This is a genomic window from Bacillus sp. HMF5848 (genome assembly GCF_003944835.1).
Taxonomy (GTDB): Bacteria; Bacillota; Bacilli; order Bacillales; family HMF5848; genus HMF5848.
Window position 1 is genome coordinate 874,089 of sequence record NZ_RWIV01000001.1, and the last position, 22,412, is coordinate 896,500.

The 22,412-nt window shown below is 37.6% G+C and carries 18 protein-coding genes and 2 pseudogenes; 13 read left to right on the plus strand and 7 right to left on the minus strand.

Annotation, left to right across the window (positions count from 1 at the left end):
• Window positions 1-24 precede the first annotated feature (24 nt).
• The gene (locus tag EJF36_RS04220) at window positions 25-183 is read right to left on the minus strand and encodes a YpzG family protein (RefSeq protein WP_125905147.1); all 159 of its coding nucleotides are present in this window, start codon (window positions 181-183) and stop codon (window positions 25-27) included.
• A gap of 28 nt (window positions 184-211) precedes the next feature.
• Window positions 212-385, minus strand: a complete 174-nt coding sequence (locus tag EJF36_RS04225) for a small, acid-soluble spore protein K (RefSeq protein WP_125908257.1) — start codon at window positions 383-385, stop codon at window positions 212-214.
• Between the two features lie 99 nt (window positions 386-484).
• On the opposite strand from EJF36_RS04225, the pseudogene EJF36_RS04230 reads away from it, so the two are divergent.
• Window positions 485-751: pseudogene (locus tag EJF36_RS04230) on the plus strand (YfhJ family protein).
• 258 nt (window positions 752-1,009) lie between these two features.
• Here EJF36_RS04230 and EJF36_RS04235 read toward each other — a convergent pair.
• Window positions 1,010-1,993 carry a metal-dependent hydrolase gene (locus tag EJF36_RS04235; protein ID WP_125905148.1) on the minus strand — a complete coding sequence of 328 codons (984 nt, stop codon included), beginning with the start codon at window positions 1,991-1,993 and terminating at the stop codon, window positions 1,010-1,012.
• A gap of 106 nt (window positions 1,994-2,099) precedes the next feature.
• Here EJF36_RS04235 and mutY point away from each other — a divergent pair, with 106 nt between their 5' ends.
• On the plus strand, window positions 2,100-3,215 hold the full coding sequence (gene mutY, locus EJF36_RS04240; RefSeq protein ID WP_125905149.1) for an A/G-specific adenine glycosylase: 1,116 nt from the start codon (window positions 2,100-2,102) through the stop codon (window positions 3,213-3,215).
• A gap of 271 nt (window positions 3,216-3,486) precedes the next feature.
• On the opposite strand, the pseudogene EJF36_RS04245 reads toward mutY, so the two are convergent.
• Window positions 3,487-3,710 (minus strand): annotated as a pseudogene (locus EJF36_RS04245) (hypothetical protein).
• Between the two features lie 119 nt (window positions 3,711-3,829).
• On the opposite strand from EJF36_RS04245, the gene EJF36_RS04250 reads away from it, so the two are divergent.
• The 6 genes from EJF36_RS04250 to EJF36_RS04275 all read left to right on the plus strand — a co-directional run bounded on the left by EJF36_RS04250 (window position 3,830) and on the right by EJF36_RS04275 (window position 10,626).
• On the plus strand, window positions 3,830-4,024 hold the full coding sequence (locus EJF36_RS04250; protein WP_125905150.1) for a gamma-type small acid-soluble spore protein: 195 nt from the start codon (window positions 3,830-3,832) through the stop codon (window positions 4,022-4,024).
• 159 nt (window positions 4,025-4,183) lie between these two features.
• A complete protein-coding gene (locus EJF36_RS04255) occupies window positions 4,184-5,134 on the plus strand; it encodes an ROK family protein (protein ID WP_125905151.1) in 951 nt (316 codons plus the stop codon).
• Between the two features lie 96 nt (window positions 5,135-5,230).
• Complete coding sequence (locus EJF36_RS04260; RefSeq protein ID WP_125905152.1) at window positions 5,231-5,440, plus strand: YgaB family protein; 210 nt, start codon at window positions 5,231-5,233, stop codon at window positions 5,438-5,440.
• A 164-nt stretch (window positions 5,441-5,604) separates the two neighbouring features.
• Entirely contained in the window at window positions 5,605-6,135 is a 531-nt protein-coding gene (gene ntdP / locus EJF36_RS04265; RefSeq protein WP_125905153.1) for a nucleoside tri-diphosphate phosphatase, read from the plus strand.
• A gap of 100 nt (window positions 6,136-6,235) precedes the next feature.
• Complete coding sequence (locus EJF36_RS04270) at window positions 6,236-7,978, plus strand: ABC transporter ATP-binding protein (RefSeq protein WP_125905154.1); 1,743 nt, start codon at window positions 6,236-6,238, stop codon at window positions 7,976-7,978.
• A gap of 176 nt (window positions 7,979-8,154) precedes the next feature.
• Complete coding sequence (locus EJF36_RS04275; RefSeq protein WP_125905155.1) at window positions 8,155-10,626, plus strand: bifunctional 2',3'-cyclic-nucleotide 2'-phosphodiesterase/3'-nucleotidase; 2,472 nt, start codon at window positions 8,155-8,157, stop codon at window positions 10,624-10,626.
• A 447-nt stretch (window positions 10,627-11,073) separates the two neighbouring features.
• On the opposite strand, the gene EJF36_RS04280 is transcribed toward EJF36_RS04275, so the two are convergent.
• From EJF36_RS04280 to EJF36_RS04290, 3 genes are all read right to left on the minus strand, one after another.
• Window positions 11,074-12,135, minus strand: a complete 1,062-nt coding sequence (locus EJF36_RS04280) for an FUSC family protein (protein WP_125905156.1) — start codon at window positions 12,133-12,135, stop codon at window positions 11,074-11,076.
• A gap of 310 nt (window positions 12,136-12,445) precedes the next feature.
• Window positions 12,446-16,918, minus strand: coding sequence for a glutamate synthase-related protein (locus tag EJF36_RS04285; protein ID WP_125905157.1), 4,473 nt, complete (start codon window positions 16,916-16,918; stop codon window positions 12,446-12,448).
• 351 nt (window positions 16,919-17,269) lie between these two features.
• Window positions 17,270-18,568, minus strand: coding sequence for a glutamate-1-semialdehyde 2,1-aminomutase (locus EJF36_RS04290; RefSeq protein WP_125905158.1), 1,299 nt, complete (start codon window positions 18,566-18,568; stop codon window positions 17,270-17,272).
• Window positions 18,569-18,754: 186 nt separating this feature from the next.
• Between EJF36_RS04290 and EJF36_RS04295 the strand changes: the two genes are divergently transcribed.
• The 5 genes from EJF36_RS04295 (at window position 18,755) to bcp (ending at window position 22,350) form a co-directional block, all read left to right on the plus strand.
• Entirely contained in the window at window positions 18,755-19,759 is a 1,005-nt protein-coding gene (locus EJF36_RS04295) for an ABC transporter ATP-binding protein (protein WP_260471825.1), read from the plus strand.
• Window positions 19,752-20,543 (plus strand): ABC transporter permease, encoded by a 792-nt coding sequence (locus EJF36_RS04300; RefSeq protein WP_125905160.1) that lies wholly within the window; start codon window positions 19,752-19,754, stop codon window positions 20,541-20,543. The genes EJF36_RS04295 and EJF36_RS04300 overlap by 8 nt, the downstream gene beginning before the upstream one ends.
• 4 nt (window positions 20,544-20,547) lie before the next feature.
• The gene (locus tag EJF36_RS04305; RefSeq protein WP_125905161.1) at window positions 20,548-21,333 is read left to right on the plus strand and encodes an ABC transporter permease; all 786 of its coding nucleotides are present in this window, start codon (window positions 20,548-20,550) and stop codon (window positions 21,331-21,333) included.
• A gap of 73 nt (window positions 21,334-21,406) precedes the next feature.
• Entirely contained in the window at window positions 21,407-21,811 is a 405-nt protein-coding gene (locus EJF36_RS04310) for a potassium channel family protein (protein WP_125905162.1), read from the plus strand.
• Window positions 21,812-21,876: 65 nt separating this feature from the next.
• The gene (gene bcp / locus EJF36_RS04315; RefSeq protein WP_125905163.1) at window positions 21,877-22,350 is read left to right on the plus strand and encodes a thioredoxin-dependent thiol peroxidase; all 474 of its coding nucleotides are present in this window, start codon (window positions 21,877-21,879) and stop codon (window positions 22,348-22,350) included.
• Window positions 22,351-22,412 lie beyond the last annotated feature (62 nt).

Consider the following 22,412-nt stretch of genomic DNA (forward strand, 5'->3'; position numbering starts at 1 on the left):
AATATTTTTTAAGGTCTTTTTTATCTAGGAGCGTTTACGTGTTTGATTTTCGAGAATAATCAAATTTTGCGTTTGCTGCGTTTCGCCGTTTACTTGAGCGTTTGCATGCTTGCGACTCGCCCAAGGTTGGTTAAATGGATTTGAATACAATTGGTCATAGAATTTTTTATGCTTGTTATTCAAAGTGAACCCCTCCTAAAAAGTAAAAACCTTAAAGTAATGGGTAATCTTCATCCTGGCGTTGACCGGATGCCCGCATGCGTTCCTGTGGATGAGTATTTATTGTACCATCAGCGCGTTTGGATGCATACTCGGCTTTTGCGCGTGGCTCTCCTTCAAGCTTGTGGTTATTTAAATTAGGGAAGCCCTGTTTTTTATTTCTCAACATCAAGCCCTCCTTTAAGTGCGGTTTTGTTTATCGCACTATCTGTAGGTTGTGTAAAATGAGGTCAAATTATAATTCCAACATTAGGAGATGGTACCCTTGGACGATTATTATGAAAAGTTAACCAATTACTTACTAGATAAAAATCATAAACTCTCCTATGCTGAAGCCCGTACGTGGGTTGAACTATTATGGGATGATTTTGAAGCAACTTATGCAAAAGCGGGTTGGTCATATTAAGGGAAATCTATGGCACAGCGGGTTGTGAAGCAGTGGATTGAACAATACGGTCCGTCTTTACATGAGTTTGAGGCACATAACACTAAATATAAGCATTTTATGAATAAACAAAATAACATTCATTAAATTGTGATGATCGTTAAGAAGCGCGATGAGCGGCAATAGAAAAAAGCGTAAAAACTATAGGATGTCACAACTTGCCTTAATATTACAATGAAAAGGGTCTGTCCAAAAAGTAAAGTGCCAGGTACCCATTCTCTACAATATGAAGAAATGTCATTTTCTACATATTACAGTAGCGAATGGGAGCCAGGCACTTATGGATAGGCCTTTTATATTTATGTCTGTAGAGTTACGTTTTTGCATTAGCTTGAACATACGATTTTAAGATTCGGTTACAAACTTAAGTTTTTTCATCAGTTTAGCTTCACTAAAAATCCATCCTGTATAGGAGCTAATAATATTCTCCTGTAAGTCAAGCTTTACCACAGCGACAAAAGGATAATATCCCTTGCTCAAGTAGCGTAAATCGGTGAAACGAACCTCATAATGATCATCGAGAATTTCAAATTCCCAACGGTATACAGGTGAAAAGGACAAAAATGCAGACAAATTTTTATCCTTCATAGCTTTTTGAACAACGGGTATATCTGGTATTTTTAATATTTCAAAACTGTCCACAATGGTAATTTTTTCTCCAGCTGCTTTTGCGACATATTGCTTTTTATCTGTTATAATGACTAAATGCCAATTCGTAAAACGAAGTGTTGGTGATACAATCACCTTTTGTACATGTGGCACGATAGCATGACAGGCCTTAATGACACGGTGTTTCATATAAAACCGTAGTACATAATAGCCAAGTAAAACAATGTAAATGCCAATAAATGTGTAGCCAGGGTGAAAGCCAAACCTCCATAATATTAATCCAACTACATGCATAGAGAAGATGAACGGATCAAATGTATTAATAACACCTATTGCAACCCACTTATTGGAAAGTGGTCTAAGTGCTTGTGTACCGTAAGCATTAAAAATATCTACAAATACATGAAAGCATACGGCTATAAATGTCCATATCCAAACATGGAGAATATTTGCTTCAGGAAAAACAAAATGGAGTCCAATGGTAGCTAGGATAGGCCACAATAATACTGCCGGAAGAGAATGGGTGATACCACGATGGTTTCGAATGTATTTGGCGTTATTCACTAATTTTAGTACTGTATCTGAATCAGGAAGCTGAGAACCAATTAGCGTACCCACTAATACTGCTTGCCCTGTTATTGTTCCAGGTGTGATAGCAGGGTCCAAAGTGGCCATCGCGCCTAGTGCAAGCCCCATTACAACATGTGTACCTGTATCCACAACGTTAGCCTCCTTACAATAAGATGCATAATGTTAGTGTATTCTAGATTGGACAAACAAATTATAGGTAAATTCTAATATAAGTTTAACATTGTAGGTGAAATCAATGCCCAATATACAAGAAATATTACAAAACTTTAATATAGAAGGATTTCAGCATGATTTACTATCATGGTTTGAACATGAACAGCGTGACTTACCATGGAGAAAAGACCAAGATCCATACAAAATTTGGGTATCAGAAATAATGCTTCAGCAAACAAAAGTGGAAGCTGTTAAACCTTATTTTACTACTTTTATGGAAAGATTCCCAACAATACAGGCTTTAGCTAATGCGGATGAACAAGATGTATTAAAAACGTGGGAAGGTTTAGGCTATTATTCAAGGGCTAGAAATTTGCACAGTGCTGTTAAAGAAGTAGTAGAGAAGTATGAAGGTAAGGTGCCTAGTAATCCGAAAGAAATCAGCACTCTAAAAGGTGTCGGACCATATACACAGGGCGCTATTTTAAGTATAGCTTATAATCAACCAGAACCAGCGGTAGATGGAAATGTAATGCGAGTAATGTCACGAATACTGTTAGTAAAAGAAGATATAATGCAAGTTAAAACAAGAAAACTGTTTGAAAAAATCATCACAAACATAATATCGGAGAAAAACCCGTCTTTTTTTAACCAAGGATTAATGGAATTAGGCGCTCTTATTTGTATTCCAAAGAAGCCAGCCTGTTTACTCTGCCCTGTTCAAGAACATTGTCGTGCACTTAAAGAAGGCATGCAGTACGAGCTTCCAATTCGAAAGGCAAAGAAGAAGCAAAAAACGGTTACTATTATAGCTGCTATCCTAAAGAGCGAAGATGGAAAGATTTTAATTAGGAAGCGACCTAATGAAGGTTTGCTCGCTAATATGTGGGAATTTCCTAATTATTCTTATGTTCTAGATGATATTGCGCCTCCAACAATGCAATTTATGAATAATCTTGAAACAGATTTAGCATTTAAAAGTGAAATACATGACCAGCTTGCGTTAATCACACATGAATTTTCACATCTTATCTGGCATATTCAAGTGTACGAAGGTGTTGTGAAACAACACGGGGATTTAAGCAAACGAGATGATGTTGCGCTTGTTACATTAGAACAATTAAGTAACTATCCATTTTCGGTAGCTCATCAAAAAATAATAAAATCATATATCGAGAAAAGAAACCAGGAAGTGTAATCAATACTCCTGGTTTTTTATGTGTTGGTTGGGTCTTCATATAAGCGAAATAAAACAAGACTTATCTTTCTTGGTTAATCAGATAAATACGACAAGTAAAGGTAGTAAAGAACGATCCCACAAATTAGCCTTTTAACGATGCTTTTCGCTTTAACAGGATTAACGCTTATGAGTGGTCGATTCTAGCTTGTGCGCCTCTCACAGGATGATACAGTTTGAGCGATAGCATCAGTGCGCTGCAGCGTTAGCCTAAATGCGTGTGTTACGATTTTTAATCGTATGAAATTCTTGTACCGTGCGTGTAATCAGCTTCTTGTCTATATAAGCCCCCCGTGCTTCAATTTCCTTAATAATCTCTCTGTGAATTGTTTGTCCTTCTGTGTTTAAATATGGTGTTATTTGTTGTAAGGAATGATGGAAAAATGCTAGCTCACTATCTTTCCATTCATCCTTGGCAATCATTGATAATTCAGTCATATCGCGTCCAACATACATTATTCATCCCTCCATAATATTAGCTTTTCTTTCCATAAAGTTGTTATTCAAAAAAGTTTTTAAAAAATGTAGGATATAAAAAATTATTGTTGGGTAACTTAATTGTCGTGGAGGTGATAATGATGGATCAAGGAGCAAAAACAAACGTACAAAAAGTTAAACAACAAAACGCACAATCAATGCAGAAAGCAGCTAGCCAACAAGCTGGTCAGCAAGGACAGCAGTACGGCACTGAGTTTGCTAGCGAAACAGATGCGCAACAAGTTAAGCAACAAAATGCACAATCTGCACAAAAATCTCAAAAAAACTACTAATTTAATGGACTTTTTAATGAGCATGCCACAACTCGAGTGGTATGCTCCTTTTCTTTATGTTGTTTTTTTGTTGTATGTACATACTTTATTGCTAGGTGAGTAGTTTCGTTTTAACTCAGGTCATTGTACAATACTCAATAATAGGTGGTGTATTTTACAATGATGGAACAAGTATACTGTGGTGTAGATATAGGTGGCACAAACACTAAATTTGCAGTTGTTACACAATCGGGCAATATAAAATATAAATATGAAGTATCAACATTACTTGATAAAGGTGGAGACAATCTGCTAAACATGCTCTACACAGAGCTTAAAACTATCACTGATGAATATCCGATACAAGCTGTTGGTATTGGTATACCGACATTTGTGCACACAAAACTAGGGGTTGTACTTAAGTATGAGCGTGTAAATTGGTCTCAATTTGAACTATCAAAGGTTATACAAACTAAATTAAACATACCTGTTACTATATTAAATGACGCAAACGCAGCTGCGCTTGGAGAAATGTGGACAAATAGCGGAGACAATTCAAGTTGCAATATAATATTTGTTACGCTTGGTACGAGTGTTGGTGGAGGCGTTGTTATTGATGGGCAATTGCATGAAGGGAGTCATTGGATGGCCGGAGAATTGGGACATATGACCGTTGAACCTAAACATGGGTTAGTATGTACATGTGGAAAAACAGGATGTTTAAAAATGTATGCCTCAGCAACGGCGATAGCAGCAAAAGCTATAAATGCTGTAAAAAATGGTGTTACTACGATTTTAAATGAATATTACATAAAGAATGGAAATATAACTGCGAAAGACGTCTCAGCCGCTGCTCTAGAAGGAGATATCCTTGCAAGCGACATTTTTGCTGAAGCTGGTTTATATTTAGGCTTGGCGTTAGCCCAGCTTGCGACTGTGTTTGATCCGCAACGGATAGTTATTGGTGGAGGCGTATCGAATGCAGGGGATGTACTCATAGCTCCAACACAAGCATCATTTAAGGAGTTTGTCCTAAAAGAGTTAGCAGAAAGAATTCGTCCTGAAATATCAGCGTTAGGTAATGATGCAGGAGTGTTAGGCGCTGCTTGGTTAGCTAAAGTAATAAGATAATTTGTCAAAAGAAGTGTTATTCCTACAATTTTAGTCAAAGGTAATATGGGGGAAACTGGAGAATCAGTAGTAAGAAGATTGATAGGAGGCTCCAATATGCACTTTAATGATGCGGTAACAAAACAAATGGAAATTATGGATCGTATGCTATACTTGCAAGCTACTCTAGATATAAACCAACATATGGATGAAAATGAGATTAAGGTTATAAAAAAAGAAATTAAACAGCTTCAACTCGCTTTTGATGAGCAAACAGAAGAAGTCATCCGTTCGTACCTTAAGGAAAAGGAAGCAACATCCATTTAGGCAGTAAAATACAAAATTACATATACTAAATAAATAAAAAAATCTTCAAGAGTCATCAAAAACTGGTGGCTCTTTAGTTTTAAAATATATCATAAACCGTTATAATAGTATAAAAATGGATTGTGAAAATATCGTAGGGCGTCCAAATGAAAGTAGGGAGAAAAATGTCTTTTCCAGCGGAGGGAGATCAAATTCAAATACACAGTTATAAACATAACGGACTGATTCACAGAGTATGGGAGGAAACAACCGTACTTAAGGGGACGCAAAACACTGTTATAGGTGGAAATGACCGGACGATTGTAACAGAATCGGATGGTAGAACATGGATTACTCGCGAACCAGCCATTTGTTTTTTTCATGCTAAGTACTGGTTTAATATTATCGGTATGATTCGCCATGATGGAATATATTATTATTGTAATTTAAGTTCTCCATTTGTTTGGGATGATGAAGCATTGAAGTATATTGATTATGATTTAGATGTCAAAGTTTTCCCTGACATGACTTATATTTTGCTTGATGAAGATGAATATGAAGTACATAGAAAGCAAATGAATTATCCTGATGTTATAGATCGTATACTGAAAAACAATGTGGAGCGGTTAACATCATGGGTGCAACAACGCAAAGGACCTTTTGCACCTGATTTTATTGAAACATGGTATGAACGATATTTAACATATAGAAAATAACTGAGTACGGAAACTAATCCTGTTCGGCTAGAAAAGCCCAACAGGTTTTTCTGTTATTGTGATCAGCTATGAAAAAACTTATAAAGCAGGGGGAAACAACTTGGGAGTCATTAAACGTTACATGAAGTTTGTATCACCATACAAATGGCAAATAATTGGTACTATCATTATTGGTGTCATAAAGTTCGCGATACCATTGGCGATACCATTGTTACTTAAATACGTAGTAGATGACATCATTAGTGCTGAAGAACTTTCATCTGCTGAAAAAACAAATAATTTAATAATTATTATGGCTATTATGTTCGGTATTTTTGTAATATTACGTCCACCTATTGAGTATTTTCGGCAATATTATGCGCAGTGGACAGGAAGCAAAATCATTTTTGATATTCGTGACCAGCTTTTTACACATATACAGAAACTAAGCTTTCGCTACTATGCTAATAGTCGTGTAGGAGAAATTATTTCACGTGTTATAAATGATGTGGAGCAGACTAAAACGTTTGTAATTACAGGATTAATGAACGTGTGGCTAGACATGGTAACCATCGTAATTGCTATTATTATTATGATGACAATGGATGTTACTTTAACGCTAGTATCTATTATAACTTTACCTATTTATGCAATAGCTGTTCGCTACTTTTTTGGACAACTACGCCATCTAACGAGAGTGCGTTCGCAGGCTTTAGCGAATTTGCAAGCGCATTTACATGAGAGAATACAAGGAATGCCAGTTGTAAAAAGCTTTGCTATTGAAGATTATGAACAAGAACAATTTAATACACAAAATACATATTTTCTCAACAAAGCACTCGATCACACGAGCTGGAATGCAAAGTCATTTGCAGTCGTTAATACTATTACAGATATTGCCCCTTTAATTGTCATTGCTTTTGCCGGATACCAAGTTATCCAAGAAGATTTAACGATTGGTGCGATGATTGCCTTTGTGGGATACATTGAAAGACTTTATGGTCCTTTACGTAGATTAGTGAACAGTTCGACTTCGTTAACTCAAGCATTTGCATCAATGGATAGAGTTTTTGAATTTCTTGATGAAAAATATGATGTAGTGGATTCAAAAGACGCTGTTGAGGTGCAAAGTGTAAAGGGCGCCTTAAGTTTTAAAGAAGTAAGCTTTGCCTATAACGGTCAAGATACTGTTTTAAAACATGTAAATCTTGACGTTAAATCAGGAGAAACAGTGGCACTTGTCGGGATGAGTGGCGGAGGAAAATCTTCCTTAGTAAGCCTTATTCCACGATTCTATGATGTGACAAATGGATCTATTCTGTTAGATGGAATGGACATTCGCCATTATAAAGTACAAAGTCTTCGTGATAAAATCGGTGTGGTTTTCCAGGATAGTATTTTATTTAGTGACTCAGTTTTACTGAACATTTCACTTGCAAAGCCAAATGCAACAAAAAAAGAAGTTATTGCAGCAGCTAAAGCTGCTAATGCCCACGAATTTATCATGAATCTTCCTGAAGGATATGATACAAAAGTTGGTGAGCGTGGCGTTAAATTGTCCGGTGGTCAGAAACAAAGAATTGCCATTGCGCGCGTTTTCCTAAAGAACCCACCTATTCTAATTCTTGATGAAGCAACATCTGCATTGGATTTAGAAAGCGAACAGCTTATACAAGAAGCGATTATGAAGTTAGCTAAAGATCGTACGACAATTGTTGTCGCACATCGGTTATCCACTATAACGCATGCAGATAAAATAGTATTGATTGAAGATGGTGAGATTAAAGAAGTTGGTTCTCACGGACAATTAATGGAGCAGCAAGGGCATTACCATAAGTTATTTCAAATTCAACAATTGAATTAATAAGAAACAGAGCTGACGGAGTTATCGTTGGCTCTTTAAAATACTTGAAAATTACGAAAGTTCCCTCATTTCCTAATCTCAATTTTCCAGTCAAAATTATATATACTAATGCCTCTATTTTTGATACTATATCCATGTCTTGAAAATATTTTCAATTACTTGAGGGGGATATTCATTTGAAAAAGTTTCGTAGTAAAAAGACAATAGCAAGCGCAGCATTAGCACTAGGACTAATTATTCCACAGGCTTCACCTGCTATTACGTATGCTGAAGTGATGGACCAGGATATCGTTAAGTTTCGTATTGTTGAAACGAGTGATCTTCACTCAAACGTTATGAACTATGATTACTATCAAAATAGTACTGGGAAAAACTATGGTATTGCAAAAGCGGCAACTGTGATTCAAGAAGCTCGCGATGAAGTTGCTAACAGTATTCTTGTTGATAATGGTGATACGATTCAAGGTAGCCCAGTAGGAGATTATGTTGTAAACAAAGACCTAATGGAGCAAGAGGGCTATGTACATCCTATCATTCGTGCTATGAATCTACTTGATTATGATTTTGCTACAGTTGGAAATCATGAATTTAACTACGGATTAGATTTTTTAAATGCAGCTCTTGAAGGTGCAGAATTCCCTTACGTAAATGCAAATGTATACGATACAAATGGTGAAAACTATTTCACACCATTTGAGATTGTTGAAAAAGAAGTTGTTGATACAGATGGTGAAACACATACAATTAAAATCGGTGTAACAGGTTTTGTTCCACCTGATATTATGAACTGGGATGAAAAACATTTAAACGGCAAGCTTGTTGTTGAAGATATTGTAAAATCAGCTGAAAAAGTTGTACCAGAAATGAAGGCTGCTGGCGCAGATGTAGTAGTGGTTCTAGCACACTCTGGTATTGCTGATTATGATGAGAACGGTAACTTAAAGCCTTATGCTGAAATGATGGAGAATGCTGGATACTATTTAAGCCAAGTTGAAGACGTTGATGCTATTTTAACGGGACACCAGCACAGATCATTTCCTAACGTAGAAAAACCATCTTTCCAAGACGGTAATGGTATTGATAATGCGACAGGTACTATCAATGGCGTGCCAGTGGCAATGCCAAGCTCTTGGGGAAGTGACCTTGGTTTAATCGACTTAACAATTGAAAAAGTTGATGGTAAATGGGATGTAACAGAAGGACAAGCTTCTTTACGTTCAACTAAGGATGCTACTTTAGACGCTGATATTGAAGCTGATGTAGTAGCAGAGCATGAAGCAACTATTGAATATATGGGAAGCCCTGTAGGTGAATTAAAGGGTGATTTGAACACGTACTTTGCTCTAGTGAAAGATAATGCATCAATGGAAATTGTAAACCGCGCGCAAACTGCGTACGTTGAGAAGGCGCTAAAAGGTACAGAGTACGAAGGACTTCCGATCCTTTCAGCTGCTGCACCATTTAAAGCAGGACGTAGTGGTGTTGACAACTATACAAATGTGCCATCAGGTACAATTGCAATTAAAAACGTGGCTGACTTATATTACTATGACAACAACGTAGTAACAGCACTTAAAATAACAGGCGATGTAGTACAAGAGTGGTTAGAATGGTCAGCAGGTCAATTTAACCAAATCGATCCAAACAGCACAGAAGAGCAAAAGCTTGTGAATACAGATTTCCCAACATATAACTTTGATGTTATTGATGGCGTAACGTATGAAATTGATGTAACACAACCAGCTAAATACGATAAAGGTCAAAACGTAATTAACCCAGACGCTAATCGTATTAAAAACTTAATGTACAACGGCCAACCTGTAACAGCTGATATGGAATTTATCGTTGCAGCAAATGACTACCGTGCGGGAACTGGTAAATTAATGAATCCAGGTGGAGCAAACACAATTTTAAAAGCTCCTGATTCAAACCGTGATGCTGTTATGGCTTATGTAAAAGAAAACGGAGTGGTAGATGCATCAGTTAATAATAACTGGTCATTCACACCAATTGCTGGTGATGTAAATGTAGTATTCCATTCAAATCCAGCTGCTGAAGCTATCATGACAGATGATATGACTTATACAGGTGTTACAGACGAAAAAGGCTTTGGCTTCTTTACAATTGACCTAAGTCCGAAAGTAAGCTTCGCAGATGTACCAGCAGGTTATTGGGCAAGTGATTATATCTCATCTTTAGCTAAAAAAGGCATCGTTCATGGGAAAGATCCACAAACATTTGATCCTGAAAGCACAGTTACTAGAGGGCAATTTGTTGCGATGATCGTACGTGCTTTAGGCTTAAGTGATGGCTCAGGAGATATTCAAAAAGAGATTGAAATTGCTTATAATAACGGTATTACAACATTAACTCCAGCTGAATTCGGTGCAAGCAACACTATTACACGCCAACAAATGGCAGCTATGGTTATGCGTGCATATGAAGTGAAGCTTGGTGCAGAGTATAATGCTACTACAACAGCAACTTACAAAGATAGTGGTGCAATCGCTGATGAGTTTAGTGCATATGTTAATGAAGCAGCAGAACTTGGCTTCATGACAGGCTATGACAACGGTTCTTTTGGACCGAATGATGGAGCAAAACGCTCGCAAGCAGCAAAAGTTGTTTATATGTTTTTATCTAAATAAATAACATCACAATACACAAAAAAAACGCTACGGAATTCCGTAGCGTTTTTTTATTGCCATTATGTTAATAACTACTTTTGTTATTATTAAAACGGCAGACTTTATTTATTGGCTCGCACTTTTAGCATGTGTATCTCCAAAATTAAGTGTAGATTTAGCTGTAACGACATTTTAAGAGTACCTACCTGAACACGATGCGTAGAATTTCCAGAGTTATGCGCGGAACTCCCGGGTCTATGCGCGAAAATCTGGGATTTATGCGTGAATTTCCCGGGTTTATGCGCGGGAATCTGGGATTTATGCGTGAATTTCACGGATTTATGCGTGAATTTCCCGGGTTTATGCGCGAAAATCTATAGTTTATGCGTGAAATCCATAGTTTTATGCGTAAAATTCTAAGCTTTATGGACAAAATCCCAGGTTTATGCGTAAAATCCATAACCTGCTTTAAATATCTAGCTCATCATTCGTATGATAATTTTGGAAACTGTCTATAAGACGGTTAAGATGAATGATTTGCTCACGATAGTCTATGATCCAGCCTATTAGCGGGAAGAGGTGATCATAATGTTTAAGACCAGAATCATCCGCCTGTTCTCGTATTGCAAGAAACTGCTCTACGATATTGGTGCCACATAAAAGCAGTGGGTCATTGTCAAAAGAACTGTTTGTTTTAATTTTCCCCGCAAATTTTAGCAATGCTTGTTCATGACAAGTCATAAGACAGTCTAATTCAGTTGTTACAAGCTGTTGAAACTCAAGCGGAGTTTGATGAAATTCATGCTCCATGCGATGAAGTATTTTTAACAAATCAAGCAAGCGATTCAACGTAACAATCTTTTGTCGAAATAAAACTAATTTACGCGACTTAGCAAATGTATGTTTCTTAAAATAGCTACGCTCCTCTTTATATAAAAGATAAAGCTGATCAAGTTTCATGCGTCGTTCTTTCATATGATCAATATCTAACCGCAATTGACCGTGCGCTGCCGCGTTTCTAGTAGTTATTCGAATCCACTTAAATATTTCTTCAGTTAATTCCACAATACGGTTATATAGCTTATGCTCATATTTTGGAGGAATGAATATAAGGTTAACCGCGAATGCAGAAAAAACCCCTAACATAACAGTTGAAAAACGAACAAGTGCAAATTGGATAAAATGATCCCCCGGACTTTGCATAATCGCTACTACAGTTACAACAGCAACAGCTATTGTACTTTCTGTTTTTAATCGTATATTAATTGCGATTACTATAATAGCTGTTAGTCCGATTACAAAGGGGTCGTTACCAAATAACAAAACAAACATTATAGCAAAAAAAGCGCCGATTACATTTGCTTGAACTTGTTCAATGACAGATAAATATGATCTATAAATAGATGGTTGAATGGCAAAAATGGCTGCGATACCAGCAAAAACAGGAGTTGGAAGCTGTAACAAGGTTGCCAAGTATAAAGACATCGTAATTGCGATGCCTGTCTTTAATATTCGGGCTCCGACCTTCATGTAATAGTTCCTTTCAAAGCAAATTAAACATTTATGTATGATACTTGTTTTTGACTTGTTTAGCAAGATAAAAATGTAAAAATTTATCTCTCCAAAATATTCTTTAACAAAATGTTCACGAAAGACCATATTTTATCTTAATAATGGGTTTAATTTTAATTAAATAACATGTAATTCGGTTGTTCTTTTTTACCTAGCATTGCATTAATGCGCCATGAGCGTCAAATAATTCTGACTTGCTTAAGTCAAATGAAATAGCAGTATGACAAAAAAAGCCTGAGGTATACTACCTCAGGCTGTAAGTGCATCATTACTCCGTAGAAACAGATGGATCTGCTTGTTCTTTTGTTGGTACTACTTGATAGAAATGAGCACCAGGGTCAGCTAACAGACGTTCAATCTCTTGTACTTCTTCATGCTGGTCTGTTGTCATAAGTGCTTGCTTATATTTTGTGAGTAGCTCGGTTACATCCTTCAGACCTTGTTCTGTTAGCCCTACTATAGAAACCTTTGCTCCTTTAGCGATACGGCGGTCAAGTGCTGTTCTTGTTAAGCCCATTTCAGGTTGATGACGTAAGTATACGACTCCACCTGTCATACCTGCGCAGATCCATGGACCTGGATCACCAAGGACAAGTCCTCGTCCATTAGTCATATATTCAAAGGCGAATCCTTTTATATTAGCGTGTACGCCAATATTGCCATGCTCATAATCACGAATTGGTTGCTGTATGCGACCACCAATTATCATATCAGCACCAGATAGGCGAATACCTGCACGTGCATCTGCGTTTCCTTGAGCGATCAATAATCCATGCTGAGCTCCATATCCAAAGCCCTTTCCAACAGAGCCGTTGTAGAATTTACCCTCTTTTCCTCTGTCTTTAAGGATGACAACACTGCCTCCAAATGCTGTTTTTCCAACACCATCTTGTGCTCCACCGTGAACAGATACGTCAATGCCGGAAGCGTTATATGCTGCTAAGCCATTTCCAGGTATAGATCCTGTTTTATAAGAAAGCTTAAGAGCTGGCATTTCTTTATAAGATCCATCTAAACGATCACGTACACGATGACATGCGACGCGACTTGCTAAAATACGTTGCTCGGCAGTTACACTTGCGTACTCACGAGAATGCTGAAGGTCAGCAACGTTATAATCTAAATACTCGGCACCAGCTGCAACGGCTAATTCGCTTTCAAGTCCTGCAGCAGCTTCCGAATGAACTAATTGTTCAACATTCGCATCTAGTGTTTGTAGCATATCTGATAAATCAAGCTCATCATGACCACGGTTTTGTTCTAGTAAATCTGAACGTCCTACAATTTCTTGAAGACTCGAGAACCCTAATGATGCAGTTAATTGTTGTAGCTCATTTCCAAATGCACCGAAAAGGTTCATTAATCCTTGTACAGCTGCTTCAAATTGTCTTGGAACAAAACGTCTTAATCCGTGTGCCTCTGCTTGTGCCACACTGTCAATTTGTGTTGCAATTCCAACGTGACATGTATCTAGATGGCAACCACGGCATGTTGTACAACCAATGGCGATCATTGATAGTGTACCGAACCCTACACGGTTCGCCCCTAGAAGCATAACTTTTATAACATCCTTTGCGCTCTTTAATCCACCGTCAGCCCAAATTTCAACCTTATGGCGTAATCCCGCTTCAAGAAGTGCATTGTGAGCTGCTTTTACACCAATTTCAACCGGCAAACCAACATTTTGAATGGCATGTGTACGGGCAGCACCAGTTCCACCATCGAAGCCACTTAATGTAATCATGTCAGCGCCAGCTTTAGCGATACCAACAGCAATTGTTCCGATGTTTGGTACAACAGGAACCTTTACGATAACCTTTGCCTTATCGTTCGCTGTTTTCAACTCAGTAATCATTTGTGCAAGATCTTCAATTGAATAAATATCATGGTTATTCGATGGAGAGATAAGGTCAGATCCAATTGTTGCGTTACGAGCTTCTGCAATTTTAGCGGTAACCTTAGAACCAGGTAAGTGTCCACCTTCACCAGGCTTTGCGCCTTGGCCAATTTTAATTTCTAAAAGGTTAGATGAATTTAATAGCTCTGCGTTCACCCCAAAGCGACCAGAGGCCACCTGTTGACCGCGTGTACGCGGATATTTACCTAGCATATCCTTAATTTCGCCGCCTTCACCATTTAAGCTAACCATATTTAAACGATCAGCAGCTTCCGCGTATGCTCGGAAGGCGATTTCATTCTGAGATCCAAACGACATAGATGAAATAACAAACGGTAAATCATGATCGCCAACCCCAACATTTACTCTGTTTGAATCAACAGATTTTGAGGCTGCCTTCAGTTCAGTTAAGTGACGAATTGTGGTTGGTGATGCTGTTTCAATTTCTGTTAGCTTCTCTCTGTAGCTATCATAAGAACCTGTCTTTGCGACCTCACCGATGGCTTTCCAAATTCGCGGAAAAACGTGGAACGTTTTACGCGCACGAGCTTTTTCGTTAGTAAAGTCGTTTTTACGTGCAATAGCATCTTCTTTCATTGATACAAAATTATATTTTAACTCTTTTGATCCTAAGAAGTTAACTATCTTTAAAACATCAGCAACTTCTTCATTTAAACCGATACTTGAAAATAAACGGCTATATCCTCTAAGTTCATGGATTCCAATAGTAGAGATTACTTTCTCCAACCCTTTATTCAACGCTTCGAATACATTTACTGTTGGAGTAAGTGACTCTTCAGCAACAGTCGCAAATAAAATATATGGACTGATTACATTTGCACCTAGCCCGTATGCTAATATAATGTCATGTAATGAACGGATGGCACCAGAACGTAACAACAAGGAACAGTTACGTCTTAACTGCTTTTCTACTAGTGTTTGGTCAATTTTGGACAAAATTAATAATGGGTCAATCCATAAGTTATCTTCACTATGTGAACGTTCATCAGTAATGGTGAGCAATGTTTTTCCTTTTGTAATAGCAGACACTGCCTCATTAGCAAGTCGTTCTAACGCGTCTACCAAGCTTTCGTTCTCGCTGAAAGTAGCATGAATATCATAGCTTAGTTGTTTACTGGCAAATGAATGAACGATTTGATCATAAGATGGATGCCCATTCTGCATTTGTAATTCGTTACCAAGCTGGCCTTCTACTAAAAGAGGAGATGATAATTCAATTACATGATCTGGCTGTTGCTTTACAAATAAAGAAGGACGTTTTCCGACAACTGTTCTTGTTGAAAAATGTTCTGTTTCGCGATCTCTATCAATCGCAGGATTTGTTACAACTGCAACGCTTTCTTTAATAAAGTCCGCGATATTTTTCCTTTCACTATCAATGGCAGCAAGTGGTGCATCATGACCAAGCGAACGAATAGGTTCAGCACCTTTTTCAGCCATCTGCTCAATTAATTGTATGTGCTCTCGGTCCCAACCGAATGCAGAGTATTGTCCAGTAGAGACCTTTGTAGGTGCTGTTGACAGGATTTTCTCTTCAAGCTTTGGACCCTGCAACCGCTCACGATAGTTACGGAAAGCTAATTTATCGTAGAAACGATTATAAACCTCTTGCTGAAATTCAGCATATTCATAAATCTTAATACGATCGTCTTCCCCCCATTTAAGCCCGATTTTTTCACCGGGACCAAGCGGTTTAGGTTCGGACATGTATTCACTTGAAGGTACAATACCAGGCTCTGATGAGAACATAAACCTATCAGTTGCTTCAAGCTTCCATAAAGGGCGTAAACCAAGGGAATCTAAACTGAAAACAGCTTCATCCGCATAGCGTGAGATTATACCAGCTGGACCTTGGGCAAAATGGCCCCATGCTTCACGAATATACGCATATAAATCTTGTAGATGATCTTGATACGCTTTTATTTCATTTACTATCGGTGGGAATAACACGTCTACTGCTTCAAATAATGTGAAATTATGACGTGAAATCAATGTATCTATTGTCCGATTTAAGTCTTGCGAATCACTACCCCCATTTGTAATAGGCACACCTAACATCGTTGCTTCATCACGAAGCTTGGAAATAGTGTTAATTTCCCCGTTATGACCTAATACACTAAACGGTTGTACACGAAAGAAGTTTGATAACGTGTTAGTCGAGTATCTATTGTGTCCAAGTGTCATAGTTGATGCGATAAGAGGGTTAGCTAAATCGTGATAATATTTAGGTAAAATATCACCAGCACCCATTACTTTATAAACGGCTGTATAGTTACTTAACGATGCAACGTGAATATTCTCATCCATCTCAATATCAATTACAGCAGTAAATAAAGTGCTTGCTAGCTTACTAGAGTTGCCTGGCAAAAGTGCCATTTGCCAGAATACAGGGTCCTGTTGTAAAGCAATCGGTCCAAGTGCTTCGGAGTTTGTCACTTTTGTTGTTTCATAGATAACTTGAAGTCCCGCGTCCTGTAATATATCAACAGCGCGCTTTCTTACTGATTCAAATTCTACTTTTTTATCAATGAAAAAATGTCCAACAATAAAATCATCTCTTTCAGTTAATGCTGGATCTAAATTAGCTGCAACAAGCTTTTCTTTCCATACATCCTTTGGAATGTCGATGTGAATTCCAACACCATCACCTTCGCCGTTTATGAAGCCCGCACGGTGATTCATCTTTACAAGTGCATCAATGACATTGTCTATATTTTTTTTCGAAGGGATACGACGCTTTTCAACTGCGGCAACAATTCCACATGCATCGTGCTCGTGGTTATAGTAATCTCGGAAAAGACTTGGGGTCCACTTTTTTTTCATTCATTCGGCTTAACAAGCAATTATGCTTGAGTAGCCTTCACCTCCTATGTAAATTTGGGTAAAGTTCAAGGTATTTGTCTGTTACGACACTTGATAAATTCCAGGCAAAAAAAAGAACCTATAGATTGTTAAGTCGTGGCTAAGATTGAGGAAATTAATATCCAGTGAAAAGAACAAAATTTTCAGAATTGTATATGCTATCTTATCATAATACATAAAAAAAATCAACGGTGTATTCAGAAAGTTGATAATATATTCATTTTTTAGCATTCACGAATGTAAGCGTTTTCTTATGTTATATAAAGAAGGTGCGAGTATTCGCACCTTCAAAAAATATACACTTATGAATATTTATGCATTTTTGCTAATATGAGCGAATGCTTTACCAACAGCCTCAATTGTTTGGATGATGTCTTGTTCAGTATGTTCTGTCGTTATAAACCAAGCTTCGTATTTAGATGGTGCGAGCATGATACCTTCATCAATGATAGCATTAAAGAACTTTGCGAATAACTCTCCATCGGTTGCTTCTGCCTGCTCGTAATTTCTAATTTTTTCAGATGTGAAGTATACAGTTAATGCACCTTTTAATCTGTTAATTGTTATAGGAATATGAAAGTGTGCAGCTTGTTTAACAATCCCCTCCTCAAGTATAGCTCCCAAACGATCTAACTCCTCATATACACCTGGCTGCTTGAGGACTTCTAGGCAGGCGATACCAGCTTGAATGGAGGCTGGATTTCCGGCCATTGTGCCAGCCTGATATGCTGGGCCAAGTGGTGCTACAACGTCCATGATTTCTTTTTTACCGCCATAAGCACCTATTGGTAAGCCGCCACCGATAATTTTACCAAGTGCTGTTAAATCAGGTTCAATTCCTAATAAATTCTGTGCACCTCCATACATAAAGCGGAACGCTGTAATAACTTCATCATAAATGACAAGGGCTCCTGCTTTATGAGTAAGGTCATTTACTTGTTGCAAAAAGCCAGGCTCTGGTTCGACAATACCGAAATTCCCAACAATTGGTTCTACTAAAACAGCTGCAATTTCATCGCCCCATTTTTCAAGTGCTTTTCGGAATGGTTCAATATCATTGAAGGGAACCGTAATAACCTCTTGTGCTATACTTTTTGGGACACCAGCAGAGTCGGGTGTTCCAAGTGTTGCTGGTCCTGATCCTGCAGCTACTAATACAAGGTCAGAATGGCCGTGATAGCAACCAGCGAATTTAATGATTTTATCACGTTTTGTAAAGGCGCGAGCAACACGAATCGTTGTCATGACAGCTTCTGTTCCGGAATTAACAAAACGAACTTTGTGCAATGACGGAATTGCTTCCTTAATCATTTTTGCGAATGTAACTTCATGAGCGGTAGGTGTGCCATATAAAATTCCAGTTTCTGCTGCTTTTTGAATGGCTTCCGTAATATGAGGATGAGCGTGCCCGGTTATGATTGGTCCATATGCTGCTAAGTAGTCTATGTATTTGTTCCCATCGACGTCCCAGAAGTATGCTCCCTTTGCTCGGTCCATTACGATGGGTGCACCGCCCCCAACAGCTTTGTAAGAGCGAGATGGACTATTTACTCCACCTACAATATGTTGTAAAGCTTCTTTATGAATTGCTTCTGATCTTGTTTTTATCATTAATAACACTCCTTTGCATATGTATTGTAGCTTAAATAGAGTGTTGGAAAAAGAGGCTAGCTGCTATAATAGGAAGTTATTAAATTCAGAAATTAATTTCGGAGGAAAACGAAGTGCATTATTTGTCATCTATGGGGCGATTCTATAAACTATTAAAATGAGTGTCACATAACAGGAGGAAAAAACGTGGTAATAGAAGTAGAAAATTTACGAAGAGATTTTAAGTCATACTCGAGTCGATCGGGATTAACAGGGGCTTTTCGCGATTTATTTAACAGAAATTATAAAACTATTTCAGCTGTTAACGATATTTCTTTTTCAATAGGAAAAGGGGAGATGGTCGGCTATATTGGGGAAAATGGGGCTGGTAAATCAACTACTATAAAAATGTTAACAGGAATATTAACACCAACATCAGGTACAGTTAGAGTAAACGGCATGAATCCACATAAAGAACGAGAGAGGTTTGTGCGTACTATCGGAGTTGTGTTTGGTCAAAGGTCACAGCTTTGGTGGGATATAGCGGTTCAGGAATCATTCCGTTTATTAAAGAAGGTATATAACGTTTCTGATGAGGACTATAACAACCATATGGGACATGTAATTGAAGCGCTTGATATTGCTGACTTGCTAGATAAGCCTGTTCGTAAGCTATCTCTTGGGCAACGTATGCGTTGTGAGTTAGCCGCAGCGTTAATACATAATCCACCATTGCTATTTTTAGATGAGCCTACAATTGGACTTGATGTATTAGTGAAATTAAAGATACGTAAATTTCTGAAGCATCTAAATGAGACATATGGAACAACGGTACTGCTAACCACGCATGACTTAGCGGATATTGAGGCATTGTGCGAACGCGTTATTATGCTTGATGATGGCCAGATTATATATGATGGCTCACTAGAAAAGCTTCGTTCTAGCTGGGGTGAGGGAAAGCAAGTACAGTTTGAATTGAAGCAGGAAACGACCATTATGCAATTACAAAGAGATACATCAAATTTACAAGTAGTTTGGTCGCAAGGAGAACGTCCAAATATTTGGATGGCTTATATTGAGGATGAAATAATCATGAGCGACTTGTTAGCGAGAGTTGTAACTAATCATCAAATTAATGATATTAAAATACTTGAAGTTTCAACAGAAGAGATTGTGCGTAATATTTATGAAGAAGGCGTAAGACATGGCTAAATATTTTGAAATGATTCGTATTCGGTTTTTAATGATGCTTGCGTATCGTACAAATTACTATACAGGCATTCTCATATATGCGATCAATATTGGTGCATACTATTTCTTATGGTCGGCTATATATGGGGACAAGCAATCGATTCAAGGCTTGTCTGTTTCACAGATGACCACATACATTGCTGTTGCTTGGATGGCTCGTGCGTTTTACTTTAATAATATTGACCGAGAAATGGCTCTTGAGATTCGTGAGGGAAAAGTGGCGGTTGAATTTATTCGCCCTTACAATTATTTGGTCATGAAAACAATGCAAGGACTTGGAGAAGGCTTATTCCGCTTGCTGTTATTTTCTATGCCAGGTATGGTTATTGTTACATTGTTATTCCCTGTCTCATTATCTGGAAAGCCAGAGACGTGGCTATTATTCGCTGTTTCAGTGTTACTTAGCTTTATAATAAACATCCAAATTAATCTTTTTACTGGTATTCTGACTTTTTTCTTATTTAATAACGATGGACTTATTCGTGGAAAACGGCTTGTTATTGATTTGTTTTCGGGATTATTATTACCGATAAGCTTTTATCCTGAATGGGCACAAACAGTTATGATGTATTTTCCTTTTCAAGCGATTAGCTATATACCTAGTATGATTTTTACAGAAGGATTTACAGGTCAAGAAGCATGGGAAGCTTTAATCCTTCAAGCGGTGTGGGCTGTTATACTACTTTTACCTATACAATTGCTATGGCTAAAAGCAAAAAAACAACTCATTGTTCAGGGGGGATAACTATATGACCTATATATCAATCTTCTTTCAATATGTAGCACAATATTTAAAAACTAGATTACAGTATCGTGTGGACTTATTTGTAGAGTTTTTCTCAGATATAATGTTTCAAGCGGTTAACTTAGTCTTTATATTAGTGGTTTTTGGTCATACGCAGTTTTTAAATGGATGGACTCGTGAAGAAATTATTTTTATTTATGGATTCTTCTTAGTTCCCTTTTCTGTTTTTAGTGCGTTCTTTAATATATGGGACTTCAATGAACGGTATATTGTAAAGGGGGAGCTAGACAGAATTTTGACGAGACCCATTCATAGCTTATTTCAAATTATTTTAGAAAGAATGGAACTTGAGTCATTATTTGGTGGAATAACGGGAATTGTAATTATGTTTTATGCTGGTAGTAAGTTGGACTTAGGGTTTGTTTGGTACGATTTTTTCGTATTTCTTGTCTTTGTTTTAGGCGGTGCACTTATATATGCAAGTATATTTATTATGCTTGCCTCAGTTAGCTTTTGGGCAGATGCTCGCACCTCGATTATGCCTATGATGTACAATATTGGGAATTATGGGAGATATCCTGTGGATATCTATAACAAGGTAATACGCTATATACTGACGTGGATTTTACCGTTTGCTTTCGTTGGCGTGTATCCGTCTGCGTACTTTTTAGGAAAAAGTGAATGGCTTGTTTATTCAGCTCTTACGCCATTTATGGGGATAATATTCTTTTGCTTAGCGGTTTTCATATGGAATCGCGGTGTTGTTCGTTACCGTGGTGCTGGAAACTAAATTAAGTACGTCAATCATAGTTGCCTTAGCTTGCTCGTACAATTAAGTAAGACATGCTTAAGGACGTGTATACATGTTACTGCTTTTTCTAATTATTGTAGTGGTTGGATTGTTTACTAGTATAAAAATAGCTATGATTCCGAGTGAAAATCAACGATATTTATCTTTGGATACGCTACTTCAGTTATTAGTGTTATACGGAACCTTGATGGTAGGCTTTGGTCTTATATACGCAATACTTGAACTGAAAGGATATACGGTTCTGATAGAACAAGGTGCGCGGGTTGTTGGGCCGTTTCAACATACACTATATACAAGTTTATATTTTAGTGCGATTACGTTACTATCTGTAGGATATGGTGATATAACACCAGTTGGAATTGGTAGAGGTGTTGCTATTATTGAAGCTGTGATTGGATATATAATCCCTGCTGCTTTTGTGGTGCGTTCTGTAGTTGAATTTGAACAGAAGAGCTAGTATTTGTGTTATAGATCTGTCTAATGTATGGTACTTATATAATCAGAATAAGGAGAGGGTATAAGATGACTCAAATAGTAGGACAAGTAGCACCGGATTTCACACTGCCTGCAAATAACGGAGAGACAATGACGCTTTCTGAGCTACGTGGAAAATATGTTGTACTATATTTTTATCCGAAAGATATGACGCCCGGCTGTACAACGGAAGCGTGTGATTTTCGTGATAAACATGAAGACTTCTCGAATTTAAATACCATTATAGTAGGTGTAAGTCCTGATCCGGTTGCGCGTCACGAGAAGTTTATAGAGAAATATAACTTACCATTTATTTTATTAGCCGATGAAGACAATCAAGCTGCAGAAGCATTTAATGTATGGAAGTTAAAAAAGAACTTCGGTAAAGAGTACATGGGCATTGAACGCTCTACGTTTTTGATTGACCCGGAAGGTAAAATCGTAAAAGAGTGGCGTAAAGTTAAGGTGAAAGGACATGTAGAGGAAGCGTTGGAAACTTTACAAGATATACAACGCTCATAAAAATATCGTCCTTTTTCGACAAGTTTCGATGTGTATACAACGGTATTACCGTCGATTTCGTC